This is a genomic window from Melioribacter sp. Ez-97 (assembly GCF_051488665.1).
Classification (GTDB): domain Bacteria; phylum Bacteroidota; class Ignavibacteria; order Ignavibacteriales; family Melioribacteraceae; genus Melioribacter.
On sequence record NZ_JBPSEG010000002.1, the window covers coordinates 243,066 to 268,277 of the forward strand.

Here is a 25,212-nt window from a genome sequence, read left to right on the forward strand (position 1 = left end):
CAGGAAAAGCAGCCGGAGAAATTAGCGAAAAGGTTTTCGAAAACCTTTAAGCAAAGATAATATTTCCCCCATTCTTTGTCAAGCGCCGCCTTTATTTTTTGTCTAATCAGATTGCGACAAAATAATGTCTGATATAATCCGTTATAAATTAGTAAATTATGTCTTCTCATTTTTAAGTACAGGCAAAATGAACAAAGAGTACAAAAAAACCGGTCTTGCGCTTGGAACAGGCGCTGCCAGAGGATTGACGCATATCGGCGTTCTCAAAGCTATCGAAGAATACGGCATTAAAATAAACTATATTTCCGGGAGCAGTATAGGAGCGTTAATCGGAGGCGCTTATGCGATGGGAATGAACGCAAAAGAAATCGAAGAGATTGCATTAAAAACAAACTGGAAGTTGATGGCAAAAATTTTTACTCCCACACTCTCACTGTCTTCTCTTGTCAATTCCGACTACCTGGATGAATTTTTGAGTACGATTTTCGGCGGAAAAAATTTTAACGATCTTACAATTCCCTTTTCCGCAATAGCTACCGACATATTAACGGGTAGAATGGTCGTACTCGACCGGGGAGATTTAACAACCGCCATACGCGCCAGCATATCGCTCCCAATAATATTTTCCCCGGTTACATACGGCAAATACAAACTGCTTGACGGCGGACTTGTAAACCCGACTCCCGTGGATATAGTCCGGAAACAAAATATCGATACCGTTATTGCCGTCAATTTGAGGCGATTCGAAACTTACGGGATCAATCAAATAGCGGATACGGATAAGAAAAGGATGTCCGGTTCAGAACTCAGAAAATTATCGCTTAACGAAAAGATTCAATATTTTATCAAAAATCCCCTCCACTACATCAACAACAGAAACGAGACCCCCGACCCAAAATTTTGGGAAGTGCTTTATCAGATGTTTATAATAGTCCAGGTGCAAATCAGCGAACTTACAATGCAGATAGCCAAGCCGGATATATTGATCGAACCCGACACGGGGAAATACAAACTTCTCGAATTCAATAAAGCCGAAGAATTAATTGAAATCGGCTACAGAACGGCGAAGAGCAGACTTAAAAAAATCAAAAGTTAAAGGCGTTTTATTCAGCGTTATTTATTGTAAGAAATACACTTATTTTTATTAACTTATAACCGTTAATAATTTTTTCATGGCATAATTAACCGGGGGAAATATGAAAACAATTTCTCGCTACAAGAAAACTACGTTCCTGAAATATTTGCTTTTTATAATCATTGCATTTAACATCCCGCAAATTGCGCAACCGTCCGGCGGCCCATACGGTCCGATGACTTTGAAATACAATCTTCCGAAAGTAAACGGGACCATTTATTACGTTGCGCCCGGCGGCGACGCCGAAACGGAAGGAACGAGTCTCGATAAACCCACTACAATTGAAGCGGCTTTTAAAAAGGCAAGAACGGGCGACGCCATTATACTGCGCGGCGGAGTCTATCGCACTGGCAATCTGATTTTCAACCAGGGAATTACAATACAACCCTATATGGACGAACAGCCGGTTCTCAAAGGCACGTATGTGGCTGACAAATGGGAAGACCTTGGCAACGGGCTGTGGATAACTAAATGGGAACGACTCTTTCCTTCAAAGCCGCAGAGCTGGTGGCGAAGAAATCGCGAAGGGAAAAAAACGCCGTTACATAAATTCAACAACGATATGGTTTTTGTCGACGGCAAGTTTCTTCAATCGGCAGGTTGGGAAGGAGAAGTAGACGAAAACAGTTTTTACATCGACTACGAAAGAGGATTGGTTTATATAGGCGTTAATCCGAAGAACCATTTAATCGAAATTACGGCTTTCGACGCCGCTCTTATAAGAACAACTAAAGAAGTTAACGGAAAGTCCCCCGATAATAAAGGCTTCAAACTCAGAGGGATAACATTGACTCAGTATGCATACCGCGCAATCGAAATCGAAGGCAAAGACCCCGAAGGCTTATCGGACGAGAAAAATCACGGCAAGGACGTTATCGGAACTGTAATAGAAAATTGTTCGATAACTTATTGCTCGCGAGTAGCGGGATATTTCCGGGGCGACAGTCTGGTAATCCGTAATTGTCTTATCAGCGACACAAGCACCGAAGGACTTTATATTCTCAGTTCTTCGGACGTTCTCCTTGAAAAAAATATCATTAAAAGAAACAACATAGAACGCATTACGGGATATTACCCCGCTGCCGTAAAGATTTTCAATCAGTGTTATCGCGTTACCTGCAATGACAACTTAGTAATAGATCATCCTTATTCGAACGGTATTTGGTACGACGTAGGAAACGTGGACGGAGTATTTATCAATAACTGGATAGAGAATATAGGCGATTATAAATCGCCCTATTCAATCGAGCGTCCCTGGCCGAGCGACAACGGATTCTTCTTCGAAATTTCGAAAGGAGCCGTCTGCGCAGGAAACGTATTCGTAAACTGCGACCACGGAGTCTGGGCGCTTAACAGCTCGAACGTGAAATTCTACAACAACACTTTCATAAACAGTATGGCGTGCATCTCGCGCAACGAAAGAAGCGCACAGGGCGATCATTTCGGATGGCATCCCAGCACAGGCCCAGACGTCGACGAAAGAGTTGGACATGAATTCGTAAATAACCTTTTGTATGCCGACGAAAGCTACAACAGACCGCTGCTCTACGTATGGCAGCCCGCGTCAATCTGCGATACGATAAACGACCCGCAGGTGGCTAAACTCGATTACAACGTTTATGTGCACAAATCGGACAATCCGCATAAACCGGCATTTATATGGAGTCCGGCTGACAACAAGCGCTGTCAATTTCTATTCGATTCTTACGACGAATTTGCGGCAAAATTTCCTCAATACACTAAGAACAGCAAATATTTCAAGAACTACAACGGTCCCTTATTCAAAAGCGTCGAACTTCATAATCTGGAAGTATTGAAAGGATTTCCCGCTTCAAACGCCGGTACGGATTTACCTGCGTATATCGAGAAGTTAATACGGAAAAGATTCAAATCCGTAGGCGCTTATATCGTAAAATAAATTAAAGGCAGGGTGTATCCTTTCACCCTGCTTTTCTTAATGATTTCCACTAATTAAAGTAACAACAATTCTACCGCACAGCCCCCTGTTTTGCAGTACAGAAATTATTTGAAATAGCCGGTTCTTTCCGTATAAATCTTTTTATTGCCTTCAATTGTTATAGTAAGAGTACCGGTAATTTCGGGTCCGTTCAAGAGCGTCTTTTTATTAATAATGACTTTCTCTCTCGGACCTCTGTCCTTATTTAGATTCCACATATAATCGCCGACTGCATCCATATAAATTCTCTTCATCGTAAGTTTCAGCCGATTGCCGTTAATTTCGCCTACGAGATAATCGAGCGTGTTAACGACTTTTCTTCCCCATGACGAACCGTGAACAATCTGCCATATACCGTCCGACTCGAGTACGGTAACATCGTGGAACTCACCCGCGAGATATAAATCGACGCCATATTCTTTCAATATTTTATAGAACTCGCTTTCTTTTCCCCCGATCATCATCAGTTTACTCGATGAGCGCGCTTTTATTTCGCCCCAGACCGGGACATGCCCTTGTACAATCTTAAACTTCGCGTCTTTGTTTTCGTTCAATACTTTTTTCATCCACTCTAGTTGTTCGCCTCTAACCCCGACATACATCGTATCCGAGACGACATCGAATGTTTCAACGGTAACGAGCAGCAAATCTCCTTCCCTAACAAAATATGCCAGTCCTTTTTTGCCGTCGGGACCGTTATTCGGCATCGCAAGTAATGTCCTGTAAACATTTTCGAAATAAGGAATTAATTTAATCTTGTTTGGAGGCCAGGGATCGTCGCCCAGTTCGTGATCTCCCACAGCGGTATAATATTTCAATCCGTATCGATTGAGTCTTCTTATCCAACCGGAATAGTAGACTGCGCCCATATGTTCGACGCATTGAGGACTGTCCCACCAGTGACCGTTTACAAGATCTCCCGCAATTAATACAAACGACGGTTCTTCGCTTTTTACCTGCTCCAAAAAATAAGCTACGGCTGTGTCGTAATCAGGCCAGGGTTCCGGTATGTCGAAGTTGAAAAAGTCGGGGAAACTTACAAACTTCAAAGTATCGCTATTATTGCTCTGCGCAGCCGTAAACTGTGCAAACGTCAAAGATATTACAAATAGCAGGATAGCTTTTGCGGCTTTCATTTTATAACTCTTTTTTTTGATTTGCAATTAATAACGGCAAGTATAAAAAAATAATTTGTAAAACGCAGAGATTAAGGAAGAGAATCCAAGTATAATATATTCATCTACTCTATGTTAAATCGAAGCTAATATTTTTTATAAAGATAAAGTGTAAATTACTTCATCAGAATCATTTTTCTAATTTCCGATTTTCCGTTATAATAAATTCCGTAGAAATAAATTCCGGATGCGTATTGGCTGCCGTTCCAACTTACGATATGTTTTCCTTCAATTTGATTTCCTTGATAGATTATCTCTGCCTCTCTGCCCAGCGCGTCAAACACAACAATTTTTACATTGCCCGCTTCGGGAATATAATACTCAATATTGGTAACAGGGTTAAACGGATTGGGATAGTTTTGTTTAAGATAAAATGCATTTGCTATTGCCGTTTCGTTTCCTTTGACAGAAGTAATCTTATCCACAGATAATGCAGCATCTATACTTTTATTCTTTCCTAAGTTTACAACGGTTATTCTCAAAGAATCGATATTTTTAGCCAGAACATCGTCTGGTATTATTAGCGACAACTCGCTTCCTTTGTACGGATCGGGCGCTACGTTAATATCCGATACGGCGTAGTTGGTATCGCCCTCGGCTTCAACTTTAACCAGATGCTCGTCTCCCGGATAGCTCGTAACAAATTTAATTTCCAGTCCTTTGTCATAATAAAAATCGGATGTATCGAGCGATAAAATGAAATTATAATTTGCCCTGGTAATTTTATTCAGGTTTACGGTAGGGAAATAATTTTCCTGCCATTTTAGAGTCGAGTTGGCGGGCAGAACGGCAGGTTCAAAAAATTCGTGCGAATTGCCCGCCCACAATTCCACATATGGTCTTTTAACATTATCCGGGGACTCAAACGGATTGACATTCTCATAATCGTCAAATTTCCACGCCCATATTTTGATTCCCGGGGTAATATTATTATCCGCTATTCTGATCAAGCCTTCATCGTTGTCGTGATTTATTACTCCCCAGTAATTAAGATTTTCATCATCCCACACATAAGCGATACCGTCGTTAACCCAATTCTTCCAATATCGTAACTTATCGAAATAATAGATTCCCCTTTGTCCGGGGACCTGTTTTTCCTGCCCGGCAATATCGGGATACCAGGCGGGTATTTTTATTTTATCCGCGGGGACAATGATCTCCAGCCCGTCCGTACAAAACGGATTATTGCTGTCGGAACCTGGCGCCAGCGTCATACAAGTCCAGTACTCGTATTCGATATTTTCGTTTTTGTTGTTTTTAAGCTCCACTTCGGTTTTAAGAACAGAGTTCCCTTTAACCAGCGTAATAGTATAATCGCATTCGATCTCCGTCATACCGTACTTCCACTTATTCGGATCGGCGCCCTTAAAATCTACCGTATCACGCCATCTCATAACACATATGATACTGTCTTCCGATTGATGAAGCACATTAAAATCCCACGGTAAAAACCAGGCTTTGCCGTGTTCCGGCTCCGTCAAAGTAGGGAATATGCCGCCGTATACCATCAACCATTTATAATAAAACCAATCCTGTTCGACTCCATACGGAACGCCTACTGGATTTCGGTAAAGCTGTTCGTGACCGGTCGGTTTATAAATAAGAGAGAGAATTCTACCGCCGAATTCGGGCGCCAATAATATTTTCAAATACTCGTTTTCAAGAATATAGGCGTTGAATTTGACCGAGGTTGTGTCGAACGGCTCAGGAGAAAAAGAGTCAATCGAATTATCGTCGTTAAGCGTATATTTGAAAGTGTGCCAAGTAATTAGAGTATCTTTCATGAAAGTCTGAGAAAACACTATAGACGAATAAACTACAAGCAGTATAAAAAATTTTATTAGTTTCACGGATCAGCCTTTATTTAATTAAAGAATTATAGTTATAAGAGCATGTGGAGGACTTTTATATCTGATAACCCGATTATCAAACCAGACCTGGAAATCTCTGTCGGCTTCCGATAAGTTAAGAATAGTAACCGAAATAGTTCCGTCACTATTTTGAAATGCAGTGGCAATAAAATAATCGCTGCTCGAAGTAGTCGCAATTCTTCTAGCTCCCGGACGGATGAATTTAGAAAAATGTCCGAATGTATAAAACGGCGGATTATATTCAACTTCTCCGGTTGTAGAATTTGCAATTGCAATATTTCCCGGAACTTCACCGCCAGCATGACGCGGTCCGCCGTTTTCATCTAACAGCAAATTCCAGAAGACCCATCCCCGGGTCCAGTTATTCAAGTCAATGATAACATTTTTAGCCAGATTAAAAGCGTCCTCCCAGCTGCCGCCTACGCTTCCTTCCGTAAATAACAAACCTTTATCGGGATATGCATCGTGGACAATACGTACGTTATCAAAATGATCTCCGACGTACCAGTGAAATCCCATACCCCAGATATACTTCGATGCGACAGAATCATCATAGGCGACTTTTGCTCTCTGATACATCAACCCTCTATTATGGTCCCATATTAATAATTTAATATTATCATAACCGTTACTATGAAGCTCGGGACCGAGGTAATCGCGTACAAAATTCTTTTCTTCCTGAGCTGTAAAAATACACGATTCCCATACTTGCACAGCCAGAGGTTCATTTTGCACAGTTAATCCCCATAAATCAATTCCTTCTTTACGATAAGCTTTCAGATATTTTATTATATATTCCGCCCATGTTTTACGGTATTCCGATTTTAGTTTACCGCCATAGAGCATGGTCCCGTTTGTCTTCATCCATGCCGGTGGGCTCCATGGCGAAGCAAATAATTTCATCTTACCTCGGGAAACGCGTAGAGCTTCCTGTAAAAAAGGTATCCGATACTTTTTATCGTGAGCAATAGAAAAATGTTTTAGTTCTTTATCGCCTTCCACATCATCATAAGTGTACATTTCGTCGGAATAGTCACAGCTGTGTATTGTAGTTCTGCAAAGCGAAAATCCGAATCCGTTTTCATAATCAAAACATTTTTCAAGAAATTCTTTTCTACTTCTATCATTGAGTTTATAAAAATTAATAGCCGCAGCGTCCGTAAACGCTCCTCCGAAACCAATTATTTCTTGATATTTTATTTTGGGATCAATAATTATAGTAGGGTAATTTTCATCGGGTTGTTCTAGCGGTTCCAGCGCTCGCGGTCCAGCGTATTTCATTAATAAATTTCCGGATTCCGAAGTAATAAATATTTTTGCTTCTTTGTACTCTTTTCCCTGCGCTATTATTTGGTTCAAGGCGAAAAAGAAGAAAGTTAATATAAGAGCTATAAAAACATTTCTTTTTTTTAAATTCATTATTTATTCTCCTTTTGCAACTAATTTTCTGAAAGTCTTACAATTCCATATGCATGCGTGTCTTTATCAGTATAGTATTTGCCGCCATTCCAGATATAAAGCAATTCCGATTGTTCATTAACACCTGCAAAAACACGAATAAGCGCTCCGAAGAATTTCCGATAGCTTGGTGCCGTATTTATTTCTTTCCATGGGTTTGCGGGTTCAACGGATAGAGCGACTTTACCATTTCCGGTAAGAAATTACAATATTTTGAATTAGTTAATACAGCCTGTTCAAACAACCACTTCTCGGCATCTTCTCCGGATGGTTTTTCAGCTTTACCGTTCCAATATTCCAGAATTTTTAAAAATCCTTTAGTCCGGATAATTGACCACGGCTGGGTTTCTCTGTCGAACTTTTTATGAGTCCACCACGACCAGCTGACTCCCTGCTTTTCCAGAAATTTAGTCGCTTTAATGTTAATCGTATATGGCGGACCCTGCTCGCCCGTTTCGCCGTGCCATAGCGGGATGTTATATTTATCTCTCAACTTTGCCCATCTATCAAGCGACACCGAATCCGATACTGGAGGATAGGAATGGAAAGCTACAGCAAGATGTTTATCCCAGTCGAGCGGTTCTAACATGTCAAAATTTTGCGCCCAGTCGTCTCCCTCAACGAAAATGACTCCTTCTGTATCAATCAATCTTATTACCGAAGTAAGCTCAATATAAAGTTTTCGTAAAAGAGATGGATCGAAACCGTATCGGATTAATAAAGGCTCGTTTAGCAAGTCGTATCCAATAATGCATTCTTTATTTTTATACCTTTTCGCTATTTGAAACCACAGGTCTTTGCATCTTGGCCAATAAATTTCGGGTTGGCTCCAGAGTTTGGCTTCCCCGTCGCTATCGGAAATATTTTCAGCATTCTGGCTTCCCGGGGCTCCGTGCATATCCCATATTATTCCGACCTGATATTTTGAACACCAACTTACAATACTGTCCAGCCTTGAAAATCCGTACTCGGAATATATATATGGCGGTTTAACATTAATTTGTTCCTCCGGTTGTAGAAAAGAAGCTAAGATCGGAACTCTGATTGAATTGACTCCCCACGATTTCATTGCGGCTATATCTTCTTCGGTAACGTAATTTTCGTAGTAAAGCTTCCAGAACTTTTCCGCTTTTTCTTTTCCGATAATTTCTTCGATAGCTCTTTGAAATTGTCTGGGTCTGTCGATTTTTCTAATCCCCCACATATAGCCTTCGGGTAATAACCATCCTCCTAATCCGAAGCCACGCAAAATTACAGTATCTCCGCTTTTTCTGTCGACAAAATATTTCCCTTTGGTTGTTACATACGCGTCAACATTAAAATTAAAAACACACACTATAAACAGAAATCGCAATGCTATTTGGGCGGCGTTTCTGTTTTTCATCATTCCTCCTCAGGTTAAATATATTCTTAATTTATATTTCCATTTAGCTTTATTTGATAAATCGATTTTCGAGCCGTTATGAAGAGAATATTTCGCTTCCCAATCAGAACGTTTGTCGGACGTTCGGGAGTTTTAATTCTTTTTAACAGTTTTCCGGATTTATCGTAAACGTAAATATCGCCTGCGGGAATGTAGACATTGCCTTTCGAATCGACTGCTGCGTCGAGCTCGCCCTGTTCGGCAAATAATTGAGGGCCCGAAAGCATTCCGTTGTTTTTGACTTTGAATTTCCATGTTTTCTGTCCGAACTCGTCTGCCATAAAATATTCTTTGCCGGGGACGGCGTATCTGAGCGCGACCGTTCTGTTTAGATCGTTATAATGCGGTATTATCAAGGAACTGTCTGGCGATATAAAATATTCTTCGAACGGATTGGCGTTGTTTCTGAAATACATCGTGTAAGAAGAATGACTGTACGGAAAACATGCCGCAGAGTCCGTAGTAATGGTCAAAAAATCGTGTTCGTCCCTCCACAGATGCGAAGGGTGCGCCGCAAAACGAGGCATTATTTCGCCGGGTTTAATTGTTTTCAAGGTCGTAAGATTTTCATCCCCCTTTTTCAGATCGGCGCTGTATACTTCTCCATTAACAGATGTAATTATCAAATTGCCGCTAGCGTCGAACGTGATTGCGACCGGTTCGAATGTTAAGTCCTTAACTGTAGTAAGCGATTTATTTTTTACTGACCATTTATAAATTCTTTTAAATCGCGAGTCGACAAAAAAGATATCGCCTTTATCATCCAGCGCCGCGCCTGTAATAAATTCAAAACCGCCTACCAATTTTTCTACCTCGTAACGCTCCTGTTGCGATTCGGTTCCTTTTACCACAAGTCGCGCTATTTCTCTGTCGCGTACAAATATATTTTTATTAATATCGTACAATGTATTGTTGTATGAGAGTACAGTGGGACTGTAAACGTGTATGCCCCGGAATTCAACGTCTTTACAATTGCTTACTATTATACCGTAAGGGTAAGGAGTTTTCATTCTGATAACTCTATAAAGGTACAGATTGGCAAAGAGCAGATCAGACGAGTTTTCGATTCTCAAAGGAAGAGCTTCGGGACTTTCGGCGCTCTCTTCTTCCATCTGCAGGGCATAAATTTCCCAGTTGGACACGTTTTTGATAATCACTTCATTGCGAACGTGATGCTCTACCGACATAGCATAAATTTTACCAGGAGCGCTAGTTTCAGAAATATATAATCCAGCCGTTGCATATGTATTAGGCGTCCAGATATCTTTAAATATTCCTCCGCCTCCGTTTGTAATCCAGAGGCTCCAATATTGTTTGTCCCAGTCCCAATCCTTCAAAGGGTCTCCTGTTCTGTATTCGTTATAAATCGGAACGTAATTACCTGATGCCGTATAAGTGCCATGACCACCGAGCAGACGGACGTCGTTCATAAGAGATTTTTTACCTGCCATCCATTTAACTGCGACCGCTCTGTTATTGTAGAGTCCCGGATCAACTCCGATACCCGTAACAATATTATTGCCTCCTTCCGGCGTTTCCAAAACAGCAAGCGGACCGCCTTCTTTACTGAATTCAGGCAGTTTTTCTTCCAAGACTATTTGCGTTGTTATGGGGTTAAGACCAATTAAGATTGTATTCTTATTAAGCCGAATTGTCTCTTTTACTTTATACCTTCCCGTCGGGAAATAAATAACGTCGTGTTTAGAAATTGCTTCCTTTATAATCTGCGTGTCGTCATCGATTCCGTTCCCTTTTGCGCCAATACTTTTAATATTTATCCATTCTTTATCTTTAGGGAGAGACGATATTTCTTTTTTATAATTTTTTAATTGTATGTAATCATTGTCATATTCGAAAGTCGTCTTTATTTCAGAAGGCGCGTTAAGGCTGTCGATCTGAAGTCCGTGAATAAAATTGATTATGCGAAATTCTTCTTTGGGTGCCTCAACGGTTTTTCCGCTTTTTCTGAATGCGGCAATTGTACTAACGTTGTTACACGAAACATCTTTCAAATTATATTGAGCTGTTGAATTATACTCTTCGCTTATAGTCAGGAGCGCTCCTCTAATGTTTTCAAAATATGAGCGCGTAATAAATAATTTTTCCGCTCTGTCCGGATTAACAGTAATAGCGTCCGGTAAATTTCGAAAAACCGAATTAACGATCGTAAAGCCGGCTTCTTCGGTTTTAACGGCTGCAATTTTCTGGTTCTCGAAAATGCAGTCGATCATCAGGAATGGCCAACTCGGCGAAGTTTTAGTTGCTATTATGCCGTATTCTCCCCCCACAAACCGGCAATCTTCAATTTCGTTGCCGATTTCTTCCATGCCTGCCAGAGCGCTGCCTATATAAAAATCGACGTGAGAAATGTATGAATGCTGCGCAAAATGCGAACGAACCGCAACCGCCGACGGATTACCATCGTTAATAATAATTACAACGTTACTAAGAGCGCTGTAAAAAGTTCCCGGGTTTGCGTCTCTTATCGGTTGTCCCCGACGCGGTTTATTGCTGGCAAAGTGAAACAGATATTTGTTTTCTTCGCCGCTGAAGCCGGGAGTGTTTTCTTTAAGTACAAAAACCGGTTTGTTTTTTCCTATACCAATTACTCTTATTCCCTTCCATATATAAACCGTACCCGAAATTTCATACTCGCCTTCCGGGATAAAAACAATACCGTATTTCGATTTTTTTTCTACCTCGTCAATCGCGTCCTGCAAAGCTTGCGTGTCGTCGCCTTCCGAATTTGGGGTTACATTAAATTTATCCGGCGTTAAATAGACTGCCAACGAATCCAATATAAAAGGAGGATAAAATGATTCCGATATTTTTTGAGCATATAGTTCAGAAAGAATTAAAAAAAATAGCACTATTAGTGGTAATATCTTTTTGCCGCTCATCGCCGCCCCGCTGTTAAAATGAAATAGAATAAAAAAATAATACAGGGCGCCCATATAACAGGCGCCCTGAAGTGGAGGCTATTTAAGTAACATCATCTTCTTGACCTGGATATTATTTTCCATTTCAAGTTTATAGAAGTAAATACCGGCGGGCACGCTAACGCCGGCGGAATTTTTTCCGTTCCAGGTTACAAAATGACTTCCTGCATTTTTAACGTCGTCAACCAGAGTAATTACTTTTTCTCCCAACAAATTAAATACGCTTAGATTTACGTAACCTGATTTGTTGAGATTGAATCTGATGATGGTCGAAGGATTAAATGGGTTGGGATAATTTTGCAAAAGTTGGAAATCATTCGGTACACCGTTCGAATTTTCTTCGACGCTGACCAAATCGGGATAATATCTGAGATCTCCAAGCGGCAGTCCGTCTGTGCCCACTAATCCCGCGTAAGATCTGAAGTTTTCAGGCAGCGGATAAGGATTGATCAAACGATAGAATTGAGGATCAGAAACCTGGTCGGCATCCCAATCCCATTCATGCATAGAACCGGCTCTAATATCCAGACATACCTGAACCAATTTGGCGGTAGCTTCCGACAAAGCGGGGAAATCATTAAACATCGGATCCTGGTTCCAGGTATTTTCTTCGACCAAGCCGGGCCATTCAGCGTCGTTGTCGAACATTGCTCTTGTACGGCTGTTCATCCACACCTGAGCTTTTACCGTGTCGTTATTAGCCCAATAGTCCTGGACATCCTGAGTAAAGTAATAAAGGTTATTCTTTACAATTATCTCTCTTTCACTTTCGGGAATAGTATATTCGCCGGGTTCGCCGAGTTCATTGGCGGCAAGTGTATCGACGTTAATCAAACCGTATTCGAGGTGGTCGGGATCTTGTCCTTCTTCTTCCGTTTCGGTCAAAGAAAGAGCGCTGGCATTATAGAATATGTTATTCGTAAATTTAGCTTTAAGCCATTGTGTTTCGTGGAAGGGCCACTTCAATAAATTCACGAATGTACAATGGTCGACTTCGATATATTGAACTACATCTGGAGGGAAAATAAAGAAACTGTTTGATTGGAAGTAAGTGCAGTTCTTTACGACAAATGTATCTACAACTCCTGCTTGCTCAAAGAAGAATAGGAACGTCGTCCATTGGTCGCCCGGATTTTGCTCGTTGCGCGCATGCAATTTATTTATGAACCAGCTTGTGTGCGGCTGTGCAGTAGCAATTGCAGACCACCCGTTATAGTCGAGCCATACGCCGTCGAGAGTAACAGTAACAAAAGAATCCTGAACTGCCAGAGCTTGTCCAAATCCCCAGCCTCTGTTTTGACCGCCAGCGTCAATACCAGCCAACCATACATTTTTAATAGTAATGTCAGCCCATGTATTGATGAGGTTCATTGTGGCGGTTCCGCCGTCTGCTGTTACATTCGATAAAATTTTCGGCGGAGCTTTTTCCGGATCGTTTTCAACCGGCGGGTCGGCAACTATTTTAACGGGATTTTTCAAGTCAACGGCTTTGTCGACAATATAGAAATTTCCTCTTTCGAGTTTGTATACGGAATGCAACTGTTCGCCTGCGGCGTTTGTATCGGCGACTATATAATCGATAAGCGAATTAACATACGGATCGCCGTTTTCATGGTTTGCAGGCACGTAGACAGTGTCTGTCTGCTGTGCAAATATCACTCCCCCATAGAGCGTTACCGTCAGTATAAACAGTAAAAGTTTTTTCAGCTTCATAGTACCTCCTAATTGATTAATGAGTTTTAGTTATTAAATAAGCGATTAATAATTTGTTATTTATCAAGCCGCCTCCCGAATATTAATTTAGCGTGTATGTAATTCCCAAATCTGCAGTCAGACCGTAATAGCTTCGGTAGCTGAACCAACCCGTGCCGTAATTTGAAGTCTGGTCTACAGCTTTAGTCAGATTATTTACGTTGAAGTAGATTTGCAGACCGTCAACCGGCAACATTTGTCTTACTTTCACAGTCCATAAAGTTAGCGGATCGGTTGTTTGCTGCAGCTCTTTATACCAGTTGTCTGCGCGGAATACGTCGGATTTGAATTGAGCCGAACCTCTTATTGAGAATCCTTTGTAGTCAAAACCCACAGTGAAATTAAAAATATGCGTCGGCTGATCAAGAAGGCGCGCGTTATAACTTCCGTCGCCCGTTCCGACAATTTTGGGTATCTTAATTGGACCTACTTGAATGTATTCATAAATAGGCACTGTTCTGGGATATTTCAGATCGGAGTGTGTATAAGTATAATTAACGTTAATTACCAAACCGCGCCAAATGCCCGGCAGGAACCAGAAATTCGACTGCCATTCGGCTTCAATACCCCAAAGTTTTGCAGTATTCGGATTATTGATAAAACCGTTTATTTGACCGCCGGGTTTAACGCTTTCGGGCCACTCCGGCTGCAAATAAGACGAATCTGCAATCCAGGTAGTAGCGCCGTATATAAATCCTTTTATTTGCTTGTTGAATACGCCAAATGTCAACAATCCCAGTTTATCCGTATAAAAAGAAAAGAAGAGGTCTAAGTTTTTGGCTTCCGCAGGTTTCAAATTCACATTGTTCCAAGTAATACTATTGCCATAAGTTGTCCATGTCGGTATAATTCTGTTGTAATCGGGACGGGATAACGTCTGCGTATAGCTTGCTCTAACATCGAACCAATCAGTAACCTGATACTTGAGATGTATCATTGGAAGCAGGTAATTGTTCTTACGCGTCGAAGTATAAGAGAAATACACATAAGGATCGGTATCTCTTCCGGGACTGTTGGATCTGTTAGCCGTATATTCTGTTTTATTATATTCGTACCTGAAACCGGGAATAAATATAACCTTATTGTTTCCGAATGTAATAGTGGGCAGAATATATGCGCCGAAATAATTTTCGTAACCGTAGTAATCATTTGATATTGAAGGCACGTAATCATAATAAATTGTCTTTCCGGTAGGAATACCGCGAACGCTCGTCAGGTTTTCAATTTCATGATAAACGTCTACCATAGTATTTTTGTCCGGCACGCGGCTAATTGTATAATCAACGCCTGCTTTGAAATCGCCCGCTGTGTAATTTCTGTCAATAAAGGGGGCGTACGGAAAATCTCCTGCAATATCGTAATTAGTCAGTCCGAATCTGTCTTTCAAATAAAGTCTGACAATATCCAAATCGTTCCATGCAATCGGTATTTCGCTCTGTTCGTAGTCATACTTTTTATATTTATGCTTATATTCGCCGCCTAATTTCAACTTAATATCTGCCTCTCCTATTCTAAAGCCCCATTCAAAATTCAAATTGGCGGCTTCTTCCTCCTCGAGCATATCGCTGTTGCTCTTTACAAATCTGTTAAGGTAAGTTTTAGTTGTATCGTTTAATGCTTTGGTTACAATATCAAAAGGATATATCTGGTAATCGTCCCACGTCCAGCTTCTAACAAAAGCATTCGCTTCCTGAGCATTCATCGATATCTGTTCCGGAAGTTTATTGGAAGATCTGGAATAGCTTGCTCCGCCTGTTATTTTCAAGTCGCCTATGAACTGTTCCACATCGAGTGCGTTAATCATAGTCAGCAGATTGCGTTCCGAATAGTTACCGTAGTAATTGTGATTCCTGCCTACAGCGTCGAAATTTTCCTGACGCAAAAAAGTGTTAATATCGATTTTATTTAGCGTGTTGGATAATTTTATTTTCGTAGCTGCAGATTCGTAATCGAGCACAAGCACGCCGCCCATTCGTTTATTTACTCTGTCGATATCTTCGAGATTCAAACTGTTGGCAAGCGTAAGAGTATCGTGCTGCATTTGATATCCTGCGCCGGCGCTGTTGCTGCTTCTGTCAGTTCTTTCCAGATTAAGCTGAGTAAATACTCCGAGCTTATCGTCAAAGAATCTTTTGCCTCCGCCTAAGACATAGTAATAATTGCCTACTTCATCCCGCAGACCGTTATAGCCACCCTGCGCGGTAAAATTAAATACCGGTTTTTTGGGAGCTCCTTTCAGAATAAAATTAACGGTGCCTCCCAATTGATCGGCTTCCTGGTCTGCCATGGCTGTTTTGCTGACTTCAATTCCGGACAATATGTAAGGCGAAATCATACTCAGGTCAACGCTTCTGTCAGCTTCGCCGGTTGCCGCCATACTTACTCCGTTTAACTGTATTTTATTGTATTGCGGCGATAAGCCTCTTATTACAACTTTACTGCCTTCTCCCCCTTCACGAAGCAGAGAAATTCCGGGCAAACGGCCGACGGCTTCCGCAGCGTTGGCTTCAGGCAATTCCTCGATCTTGGCGGCAGATACGATATTCTTGACCGTCAGAGCGCTCTTTTGCTGATTAATTGCCTGAACCTGTCCTTCAGCCTGCGCTGTTATCAATATTTCTTCTCCCTCCAAAACCATGTATTCAAGTTGGGCGTTGTATTCGAGAGTTCTGTTGTCGGGAACCTCGATTTCGAATTGCTGAGGTTTATAGCCGAGATAAGAAATTTGAAGCGTATATTTTCCCGGGGGTACGCCCAATATAATATACTCGCCTTCAATATCGGTAGCCGCGCCGAGATTTGTATTTTTCAGAATAACATTGGCTCCCGGTATCGGCTCCCCCGTGCCTTTATCGACAACTTTTCCTCTGATTTTCGAACTGGCGTAAATAATACCGGGGAGTAATAAGAACAGGATTATCGGTATCATGAGATAGTTTTGTAGCCTCTTCATAAACCACCTATTTTTTATTGCTTATTTATATTATTTATCAATACGATAATGCTCGAAATTTTTCCTTCGCGTCGAAATATCGAGCCGCTCCATTTTTTCGAAAGTACCAAACCCTCTTCCACTTCGCGCTCGCCGTCATTCAAGTTGACTATAATTTTTGACTCGTCCGACAACGAATAAACTATCGGCGCCTGGCAATAAGTAAATATTAACATCCCGGCGTTAATTATCATAGTCTGTTCTTTTTCGTTTACATCGTAGTAATTGAATATTTGCGATTTATTTAAGAACTCGTGGTCGTTCAAAAGATGAGGGACAAAAGAAATTTGTCCGTCCTTAATAACTATTCCAAGCTCACCGTATCGTGAAATCACATCTTCTTTTACCTGTCCGGTTAAGCCGGGCTGCTGCACTCCCGAATTTAGAGGCGTATGCGAATACGGATCGGTTGTAAATGCTCCGTATTCGTCCGGCGATTTGTGTATTCCCAGTCCGTCTTTAATTTCATAATATCGTTCTTTCAATTTATCGAGCAGATTGAGATCCTTGCCCGAATAAATAATTTGATAATAATTTTCTTCTACGGCCAGAAGCAATTTGGAAACCATGTGCCAGTAGATACTTCCGATTCCTTCATATTTATAAAATGTACCCGACCTTCCGGTGAAATAACGGTGCTGAAATACTTTTTCGTAAATATCGGCGATCAAATTTTCTTCCCTTTCGGTTAAATCTCCGTAATCGTTTTTCAATTTGACCAATTCGTTTTTGAGCCATGCCGAGTTCCGCAAATGTTTATTGAAATGATAACTGCCGTTTTTATCCGGCACGACCAATCTGTAATCCCTATTAGCCAGCATTGATTTTAGTAATTGCGATTTTTCAATTTCACCTGCCGGTATTTGATTTTTTTCGATAAAAGGCGGTAATGTTTTTTCTGGATAGAGCATATAACTTTTTTGATCCGCTCTGTATAATCTGCTATTTCTCAGATTGTCGAGTAACTCGAGCGTTTCCCCGTTGGAGAGATATCCCGAACTCAGAACAGCCACCTGTCCTTCGAGCATTTCATCTAGACGATGAATCGCAATGGCATTGTCCGCGATCTCAAGTAAATTGTACGAATGATATAATCCGTCCTCTCTTCTGTTGTTTTTTATCGAATGGTCGATGACATTCAGCATCAAATGGAATAGATCCAGTAATCTTTCTTTGTTGTAAATTATCTTCTTACTTCCGAAATTGTTTTTATAAATTGCACTACGATAAACGCTTCCCGCATTTCCCAGACCGTCGACTATTTCTTTTCGTTTTTCATCGTTGAGATTATTGCTTAACGTGTTTTTCGATTTAACAAAGATTTTTTCGATTGCCTCAATTAATTCATAGAGTTCTCCGCTCAGAGTCACACTGTCTTTTTCATAGTTTTCAATTAAATCAATCATGAAAGAAACATAACGTCTCATGTAATAAAGCGTAACCATCGAAGCGCCGTAACCTGCCAGCGCATTATTGGCGTCGTTCCATTCTGGTCTTTGGGTATTCATCCAGATTCCGGCTTCCGGGACAAAATTCGAGATTTTGGTCATAAGGGGAATGAGCAGCTTTTCAGTTAATGTCGCTCTGTAAGGAACGTCGTCATTATCGAGCAAATACTTCCCTGCCTCGCCAAGCGTTGATACTTTTTGTTTGATGCTTTCGTTTAACTGATAATCAAACTCAATTGAATTTCTGGGGTCTTTCAGAATTTCATCGTACGGTTTAATCCTGTATGGCACATTTGCAAAGACGAACAAATCTCTGTCAAGCAGGTCGGGGAGTCTTGTCGGTTTGAATTTATTAAGCGTTTCGAGAAGCTTTAGCAAATAAATAATTTGGTGGTCGCCCCAGTAACCGATATACGACCATTCGTCCTCAGGATCCAATTCTTCCCAGTCAAAGCTTTCTTTCGTAAGTCTGTAAGGATTATACCCGTCTGCGGTCGAGGCGTTAAGAAATTTAAATATCATCGATTCGATATATTCGGGGAAAGAATAAGACAAGGCTTCCCAGTTCTGGAAAATATCTCTCCAGTTGCCTTGATAATTATAAACCTTACCGCCCTTTTCGTCTTTAATATCGATTGAGAACAAATTCCACGGTCTGCTCGGGTCGCCGTGTCTCCGGCTGAAAGACAACGGCATATACTCAATTGCTATTCTAAGCAATTCTTTATCGCCGGTTTCACTGGCAAATTTCACAAGCGAATCTTTAGTTAAATTGTCGGGAAGATTTTCCAAACGGGTAATATATTGATCAAACAAACGCACGCTGATGGCGCGGAGATATTTAATAAAATCGCCTTTATCTATTTTATAATTATTCTCGAAAACTCCTCCTCTCATTATGTTGAACATTACGTTCGAGAGGTGACGGTAATTAGTCAGGCGGTCGCTCGTAAGCTGAAATCCGTCCGCCTTGGCAATTAATAATTTGAGTTTCGAAGTGTCCGCGTCGATTTCTTTTTCAATTGACGACATAAGGTCGACCCCGGATTTGAGCGTTGAAATAAGTTCTGCGAGTTTTGAATGATCATAATCGACGTCGGCAACAATGTACCAATATTTTTGTTCGCCCGCGTTTAAATCGCATTCAGTATGGATAAAATAGCTGCCTCGTTTGCCGTTGGAATTGAGTTCTTTCGAGACGAACGAGTCGCTTCTGAAATTATTCAATTGATCGGTCGAAAGAAGTATGTCCGTTTCGTGTAATCCGCACGACCATGCGACCGATGTTTCCAACGATTCGTTTGGCTCGGCTCTGTCTGTAGGCACGGAGCTTAGTGCAAAGATTCCGAGATTAATTTCTTCCAGCAATTCATTCTTTTTATAAGCGTCGAGAAGCGAACTGTATTCGAGTTGGAATCTTCTGTTCGATCCGGAAGGCATAATATTCATAATACCGTCGAGTATTCTGACGGAGATCCTTTCATCATCGAGATTTTCGATAAAAGATTTTTTTACGAATCCGTACTTGTCGCAGGATGTCCACTGATATCTGAAAGCCAACTTGAGGTCGTGATTAATTTCCTCGAAAATAATTTTGTTGCCGGAAATATTTTTATAGAGATTTCTTTCGGAGTTATAAATCGATTCGTATTTACCGGAAAGAGGTTCCCACAAAAAATTATTCGAATCTTTACGGACAATCAATATAGTCTTGCTGCCTGTAACGTCGCGGCTGTCGTGAATTTTATCTTCGGTATAGTAGGGAAACAATGCATGGTCGGGATTAATTCGGCCTGCGGTAAGACTGCCGTAACTCGAAATAAACATCCACAGATCCGAACCGCTTACAATGCTCATCAGGAAGGGATTCATTAAATCAAAATTGCGTATACAATTAAACTCCTCGTTATCGATTTTAACGATTTCATTTTTGACAGTTTTCGTTTCGTAACGAAGCGGATGAAAACCGATTTGTATACTGTTTTGATTCATATCAATAATTATTTTATTAATACAAGTTTACGGCTTTGCGATCGCCCCCCGGCATTCAATGAATAAGTATAAATTCCCGAACTCAATTTCGATGCGTCGTAAGAATATCTGTATTTGCCGGCGCTGTGAAACTCATCTACCAATACGTCGGCGGTTTGTCCGTAGATATTATAAATCGTGATTTTAACATTTGCCGCTTTGGGCAACTGATATTCTATAACGGTTTGCGAATTAAAAGGATTCGGATAATTCTGCCCCAAATAAAAATCCGAGGGTTTTCCCGAATTGTTTTCTTCTTCGATATCCGTGCTTACTTTTTGATAAACTCTTACGTAATCAATAACAAATTCCTGAGGAAATTTAGTAGAGCCGTCCGGATTTCCCGGCCAGTTGCCGCCGACTGCTAAGTTGAGAATCAGATAAAAACGTTGGTCAAAAGGAGCGGGAAAACTGTGACCCGAAGAGTACCAATGCGTTTGCGTTTGATAGAGCTGCCCGTCGACGTACCAATCCATTCTTCCTTCTTCCCAAACAAGCGTAAAAGTATGGAAGTCTTCGTTGAATCCGCCTGATTTGAGAGTGTACGATTTCCCGGAATGAACGTTATTTGGCCATGAACCGCCGTAATGAAGAGTGCCGTAAACAGTGGTTGTATCGTGACCGAGATATTCCATAATATCGATTTCGCCGCTTGCAGCCCAGCCGCCGTATACATTGTCGGTCGGCAGCATCCATATGGCCGGCCAAAGCCCCTTCCCTTTCGGCAGCTTAGCCCTTATTTCGAACTTGCCGTATTTCCAATCTCCCTTATGGATTGTTCTTATACGGGATGAGGTGTATTGGAAACCTTGATAATTTTCCTTCTTTGCCGTGATAGTCAGAAAGCCGTCGCTTACCGTAGCGTTTTCTTTTCTGTAATATTCGAGTTCGTTATTGCCCCAGCCCGCCGGCGGACCGTTGCCAATCTGAAATTCCCATTTATCCGGATCCAGTTCGGAGCCGTTAAATTCGTCCGACCATACCAACTGATATTCCTGCGGATATATCAGGTCGACTTTTAATATCAAAGCGATAATAAAGAGCCACAAAATTCTTGTTTTCATTTAATACCCTCCTGTTGCATTTCAGCTTTTCTGAGTTTAAGGTCCTCTTCGATTTTTTTCATTGTCTTATCGTCAAGTTCATAAAAGAATGCCGCAATCGTCGCAATTAAAGTTCCTGCTGCGGGAATAAAGCTCATCATCATTTTAATACCGTCCAAAGTTTCGGGAGCCTGCGCCGTGTTCGGTACGAATCCGAACAAAGCCAGCATCCAACCAGCCATACCGCCTCCTACGGCAATACCGAATTTTTGTGCGAATGTGGCTGCTGAAAATACAAGTCCCGTGGCTCGTCTTTCATTTTTCCATTCGGAATAGTCTGCCGTATCCGCATACATTGCCCACAATAACGGAGCCTGAGGAGCCATTATAAACGAAATTAATACATGCAAAGCGAAAATTAAAAATATCTGGTCGGCAGGAAGGAAGTAAAAAATCATAGTCAATATTGTAGTCAAAGACATTACGAAAATATAGAATCTCTTTTTACCGAATTTTTTTGCGAAGAATTGAGTCGACGCCACGCCTGCGATAACTCCAATTGTTCCGAGCACCATGAAGAGCGACGCCAGCGCTTCGCTGCCAATATAATATTTAAAGTAGTATAAAATAGTACCGCTACGAATTATAATATATCCGAGCGTAAAGATTCCCATAACAAGCAAATACATCCAAGGTCTGTTACGAATCAAGTCCTTGATATCATCCTTCAAAGATGTTTTTTGGTCGGAGGAAACGACTACCCGTTCTCTGGTAGTTTTAAAAGTAATATAGAACATAATGCATGCAAGTATTCCGTAAACGCCCATTGTAAACGGGAAACCCAGAGCCTGATCACCTCCGCCGAAGAAATCGACTAAAGGCAGAGTCAAACCCTGTACTATGAAAGCTCCCACAAATGCGAGCACAAAACGGAATGTTGAAACGCTCGTTCTTTCCTGAGAATTCGGCGAGATCACTCCCATAAGAGCCGAATATGGTATATTAACCGCCGTATAAGCCATCATAACAAGCGTGAAAGTAATGTAAGCATATATAATTTTTCCGGTAACGTCGAAAGGCGGGGTTGTAAAAGCCAGCACTCCGAATATTGCGAGAGGGCCCGACATCCAGATTAAATACGGTCGAAACTTACCCCATTTTGTATTAGTACGGTCGGCTATAATTCCCATTATCGGATCGTTGGCGGCATCCCAGAATCGCGAGACCATCAGCATTGTTCCAGCAGCGGCTGCGGGTATTCCGAATATATCCGTATAAAAGAAAAGGAGAAAATTGACAAACATCTGGAAATAAAGATTCGAAGCGGTATCCCCCAGCCCGTATCCGATTTTCTCTTTAAGGGACAATTTCTCGCCGGTATTATCCATTTTTTAATCTCCGAAATTCTTAGAACGCTGGTTCAATGAGTACAAAAAAAATAATTATCTTACGTTTAATCTCGGCTAATAGTAACAATCAATAGGACTATAGTAACATCGTATTTTTTCATTTATTTTATCGTTTTCAAACGTTTTCAATTATTTTATCAAACGTGAATATTCTTTTCCATTCGTCTTTTTCGCCCGGATTTAATTCGATTTTTTTGAATAATTCGGGACTTACGACATGACGTTTACCCCATAATTAATTTTATGCGCAACGAAATTTCCTTTTTCGGATATCATACACCCGTATGTCCTGTTTATTAATTTCCATTCGGCTTTACAATTGCTTTTTAAATTATCGATGAAAAATTCTGATTGAGGCTCATTCTTCCATGAAATAAAATCGCGGTCAAATATTAGATTATTTTCTTTATCGATTACTTTATGAATTTCTTCTCTGGTAATATTAAAAGGAAACTGCAATTTATAATTTCCGGATATATTCTGAGAATTAACTGAAATGAAATTGTGAACATATTCGTTTGTTCTGATTGTCTTATCTCCTTTATTTTCCATTTCGTATTTTATAATGAATCGATTGCCCGACAAAGCGATTTCTTTTACGGCTTCAAAAACATATCCGTTCAAATTGCAGAGATAACGATAAATAATTCTTTCTTGCCCGATACGGTAATCAAAATCAAACGGACGGAACTGATAATCATAAAAGAAATCGTACGGTTTATCCGACACTTTCAATAAGTATCCTACTCCCGGTTTAATAAATTCTTTGCCGGGCTGAATTTCATCATATCCCAAAGGAGCGTCGATGCCGAATTCATTATAAAACCCGCAGCCCTTTTTATAGTGAAAATTTTCCGTTTCTGCGGTACCTATTACCAAATTATCAAAAACAACATATCGGATTTTTCCGGTATGGTCAAAACGCGAGCCGGAATAACCTCCTCCCGGAAGGTCGATTATAAGACTCAATTTATCGTTTATTAATTCTACAGGCATTTCATTTTATAATAATTGTTTGCAAAGAATTTCCCGGCAGATTGTAATTTATATACTTCCCCGCAATCTCTATCGAGTATGAAACCTCTTTTTCCGTCGGGTTAAATAATTCCACTGCAATCGATTTATCCTGGTTGATTGCGGCTGTCGCCATAATATCGGAATTGTTGATATCGAGTTTAATTCTGTGCGCTCCGGGTCTTATATATTTACTGAAATGCGACATTACATAATAGAGCGGAGTGTAATAAACTTCGTTTTCTTCCGGTTTGACTATAACGGGCGCTATGCACCAATTCCGGGCATGATTCGGTCCTCCTTTATCGTCGAGGACGATATTCCAGTCGATCCATCCTGTAAGCCAACTATTAAGCCCGCCGATAATATCGCGAGCGTACCTGAATACAGGAACGTATTTCGGATGAAGGTGTTTTGTTTCGGGCGACGCCCAATCGTAACCCCAATCCGTCGCCTCTTTGCTCCAGTACCACAGGTCGTCTTTCCAAACCGGAACTTCCGAGTCGATGCAACCCTCGGTATGCATCAAATGTTTATCGGGGAATTTATTGTGCACCTCGTTCAATGCCTCGGGATACCACGAAATTGTGCTGCTGTACCAGTGTACCGCAGTTCCCCATACGTATTTTGCCGCATCGGGATCGCCGAGAATTTTTTCCGCCCATTCAACCACTTCGTCTCTGTTCTGGTCGTAAATCAAAATATTCGCTTCGATTCCTTCTTTTTGAAAAACCGGTCCCAAATGGTTCTTTACAAAATCCGCCATCTGTTCGGGCGTATAAATCATACTCTCCCAATTTTCGTCGTTCCCTAAGGGCTCGTTTTCGACGGTCACTCCCCAGATATCGATACCCAAACTGTCATAAGCTTTAATATACTTTACGAAGAATTTTGCCCAAACCGGATAGTACTCCGGCTTTAATGAGCCGCCGTTCCAATCGTTATTGTCTTTCATCCACGGCGGAGCCGTCCAGGGCGACGCCAATAGTTTGAACCCTTCCGCAGAAATTTTCCGGGCATCTTTAATCAGCGGAACCAAATCGTCCAAATCCTCTTTGACGGTAAAATGCTCTAGAGCGGTATCGCCCGGCACTTCCGCATACGAATAATTTCTCAATGAGAAATCGCAGCTATTAATATGAGTCCTCATAAGCGAATAATCGGCGCCGGATTTTGAGAAATATGCGTTCAAGACCTCTGTTCTCTTTTCGGGACTGATTTGATTTAGGACATAAGCTGAAGATTCAGTAAACGCGCCTCCGAATCCGATAATCTTTTGATAAAGACTATCCAGTTCAAGTTTAATCAGGATATCGGAGTTATACTCCTGAGAGCTTAAATTGAAAAGTCCCTTCTCGGACAGTTTATCGCCAGATTTCGAAGTCTGGACTACCACAGCCTCCGAGTAATCATATCCGCTGCGGGCGCACGCCGCTGCAATAACGATTAGCAATAGAAATAATAAATTTGTCCCCTTCATTGTTCCTCCGGTAAGATGAATTTTAAAATTCCGGGACAAAATATTTCTATTGCAAGTAATAGTCTTGGATATTAGTAACAAAAGT

At 41.0% G+C, this 25,212-nt stretch carries 14 protein-coding genes; 2 read left to right on the plus strand and 12 right to left on the minus strand.

The window, feature by feature from the left end; all coding sequences use genetic code 11:
- Window positions 1–187 precede the first annotated feature (187 nt).
- Window positions 188–1,096, plus strand: coding sequence for a patatin-like phospholipase family protein (locus ACSSWA_RS03400; RefSeq protein ID WP_437355177.1), 909 nt, complete (start codon window positions 188–190; stop codon window positions 1,094–1,096).
- A 100-nt stretch (window positions 1,097–1,196) separates the two neighbouring features.
- Window positions 1,197–3,053: a right-handed parallel beta-helix repeat-containing protein gene (locus tag ACSSWA_RS03405; protein WP_437355178.1), complete on the plus strand. Its 1,857-nt coding sequence runs from the start codon at window positions 1,197–1,199 to the stop codon at window positions 3,051–3,053.
- 104 nt (window positions 3,054–3,157) lie between these two features.
- Here ACSSWA_RS03405 and ACSSWA_RS03410 read toward each other — a convergent pair whose 3' ends face one another.
- From ACSSWA_RS03410 to ACSSWA_RS03465, 12 genes are all read right to left on the minus strand, one after another.
- Window positions 3,158–4,228: a metallophosphoesterase family protein gene (locus ACSSWA_RS03410; RefSeq protein ID WP_437355179.1), complete on the minus strand. Its 1,071-nt coding sequence runs from the start codon at window positions 4,226–4,228 to the stop codon at window positions 3,158–3,160.
- A gap of 155 nt (window positions 4,229–4,383) precedes the next feature.
- Entirely contained in the window at window positions 4,384–6,117 is a 1,734-nt protein-coding gene (locus ACSSWA_RS03415) for a DUF5107 domain-containing protein (RefSeq protein WP_437355180.1), read from the minus strand.
- Window positions 6,118–6,135: 18 nt separating this feature from the next.
- Window positions 6,136–7,557, minus strand: coding sequence for a glycoside hydrolase family 30 protein (locus tag ACSSWA_RS03420; protein WP_437355181.1), 1,422 nt, complete (start codon window positions 7,555–7,557; stop codon window positions 6,136–6,138).
- 178 nt (window positions 7,558–7,735) lie between these two features.
- Window positions 7,736–8,983 carry a glycoside hydrolase family 5 protein gene (locus ACSSWA_RS03425; protein ID WP_437355182.1) on the minus strand — a complete coding sequence of 416 codons (1,248 nt, stop codon included), beginning with the start codon at window positions 8,981–8,983 and terminating at the stop codon, window positions 7,736–7,738.
- Between the two features lie 23 nt (window positions 8,984–9,006).
- A complete protein-coding gene (locus ACSSWA_RS03430; protein ID WP_437355183.1) occupies window positions 9,007–11,919 on the minus strand; it encodes a glycosyl hydrolase family 28-related protein in 2,913 nt (970 codons plus the stop codon).
- Between the two features lie 78 nt (window positions 11,920–11,997).
- Window positions 11,998–13,671 carry a T9SS type A sorting domain-containing protein gene (locus ACSSWA_RS03435; RefSeq protein ID WP_437355184.1) on the minus strand — a complete coding sequence of 558 codons (1,674 nt, stop codon included), beginning with the start codon at window positions 13,669–13,671 and terminating at the stop codon, window positions 11,998–12,000.
- 82 nt (window positions 13,672–13,753) lie between these two features.
- The gene (locus tag ACSSWA_RS03440) at window positions 13,754–16,663 is read right to left on the minus strand and encodes a TonB-dependent receptor (protein WP_437355185.1); all 2,910 of its coding nucleotides are present in this window, start codon (window positions 16,661–16,663) and stop codon (window positions 13,754–13,756) included.
- Between the two features lie 14 nt (window positions 16,664–16,677).
- The gene (locus ACSSWA_RS03445) at window positions 16,678–20,142 is read right to left on the minus strand and encodes a hypothetical protein (RefSeq protein WP_437355186.1); all 3,465 of its coding nucleotides are present in this window, start codon (window positions 20,140–20,142) and stop codon (window positions 16,678–16,680) included.
- A gap of 8 nt (window positions 20,143–20,150) precedes the next feature.
- Entirely contained in the window at window positions 20,151–21,245 is a 1,095-nt protein-coding gene (locus ACSSWA_RS03450) for a family 16 glycosylhydrolase (protein ID WP_437355187.1), read from the minus strand.
- Complete coding sequence (locus ACSSWA_RS03455) at window positions 21,242–22,612, minus strand: MFS transporter (protein WP_437355188.1); 1,371 nt, start codon at window positions 22,610–22,612, stop codon at window positions 21,242–21,244. The genes ACSSWA_RS03450 and ACSSWA_RS03455 overlap by 4 nt, the downstream gene beginning before the upstream one ends.
- 231 nt (window positions 22,613–22,843) lie before the next feature.
- Window positions 22,844–23,629 (minus strand): hypothetical protein, encoded by a 786-nt coding sequence (locus ACSSWA_RS03460; protein WP_437355189.1) that lies wholly within the window; start codon window positions 23,627–23,629, stop codon window positions 22,844–22,846.
- 1 nt (window position 23,630) lies between these two features.
- The gene (locus tag ACSSWA_RS03465) at window positions 23,631–25,127 is read right to left on the minus strand and encodes a glycoside hydrolase family 30 protein (RefSeq protein WP_437355190.1); all 1,497 of its coding nucleotides are present in this window, start codon (window positions 25,125–25,127) and stop codon (window positions 23,631–23,633) included.
- Window positions 25,128–25,212 lie beyond the last annotated feature (85 nt).

What these genes read in the sequence shown, in the direction of transcription:
- ACSSWA_RS03400 (WP_437355177.1), top strand. Translation starts at nt 188, where the DNA reads ATGAACAAAGAGTACAAAAAAACCGGTCTTGCGCTTGGAACAGGCGCT.
- ACSSWA_RS03405 (WP_437355178.1), top strand. Translation starts at nt 1,197, where the DNA reads ATGAAAACAATTTCTCGCTACAAGAAAACTACGTTCCTGAAATATTTG.
- ACSSWA_RS03410 (WP_437355179.1), bottom strand. Translation starts at nt 4,228, where the DNA reads ATGAAAGCCGCAAAAGCTATCCTGCTATTTGTAATATCTTTGACGTTT.
- ACSSWA_RS03420 (WP_437355181.1), bottom strand. Translation starts at nt 7,557, where the DNA reads ATGAATTTAAAAAAAAGAAATGTTTTTATAGCTCTTATATTAACTTTC.
- ACSSWA_RS03425 (WP_437355182.1), bottom strand. Translation starts at nt 8,983, where the DNA reads ATGATGAAAAACAGAAACGCCGCCCAAATAGCATTGCGATTTCTGTTT.
- ACSSWA_RS03430 (WP_437355183.1), bottom strand. Translation starts at nt 11,919, where the DNA reads ATGAGCGGCAAAAAGATATTACCACTAATAGTGCTATTTTTTTTAATT.
- ACSSWA_RS03435 (WP_437355184.1), bottom strand. Translation starts at nt 13,671, where the DNA reads ATGAAGCTGAAAAAACTTTTACTGTTTATACTGACGGTAACGCTCTAT.
- ACSSWA_RS03440 (WP_437355185.1), bottom strand. Translation starts at nt 16,663, where the DNA reads ATGAAGAGGCTACAAAACTATCTCATGATACCGATAATCCTGTTCTTA.
- ACSSWA_RS03445 (WP_437355186.1), bottom strand. Translation starts at nt 20,142, where the DNA reads ATGAATCAAAACAGTATACAAATCGGTTTTCATCCGCTTCGTTACGAA.
- ACSSWA_RS03450 (WP_437355187.1), bottom strand. Translation starts at nt 21,245, where the DNA reads ATGAAAACAAGAATTTTGTGGCTCTTTATTATCGCTTTGATATTAAAA.
- ACSSWA_RS03455 (WP_437355188.1), bottom strand. Translation starts at nt 22,612, where the DNA reads ATGGATAATACCGGCGAGAAATTGTCCCTTAAAGAGAAAATCGGATAC.
- ACSSWA_RS03460 (WP_437355189.1), bottom strand. Translation starts at nt 23,629, where the DNA reads ATGCCTGTAGAATTAATAAACGATAAATTGAGTCTTATAATCGACCTT.
- ACSSWA_RS03465 (WP_437355190.1), bottom strand. Translation starts at nt 25,127, where the DNA reads ATGAAGGGGACAAATTTATTATTTCTATTGCTAATCGTTATTGCAGCG.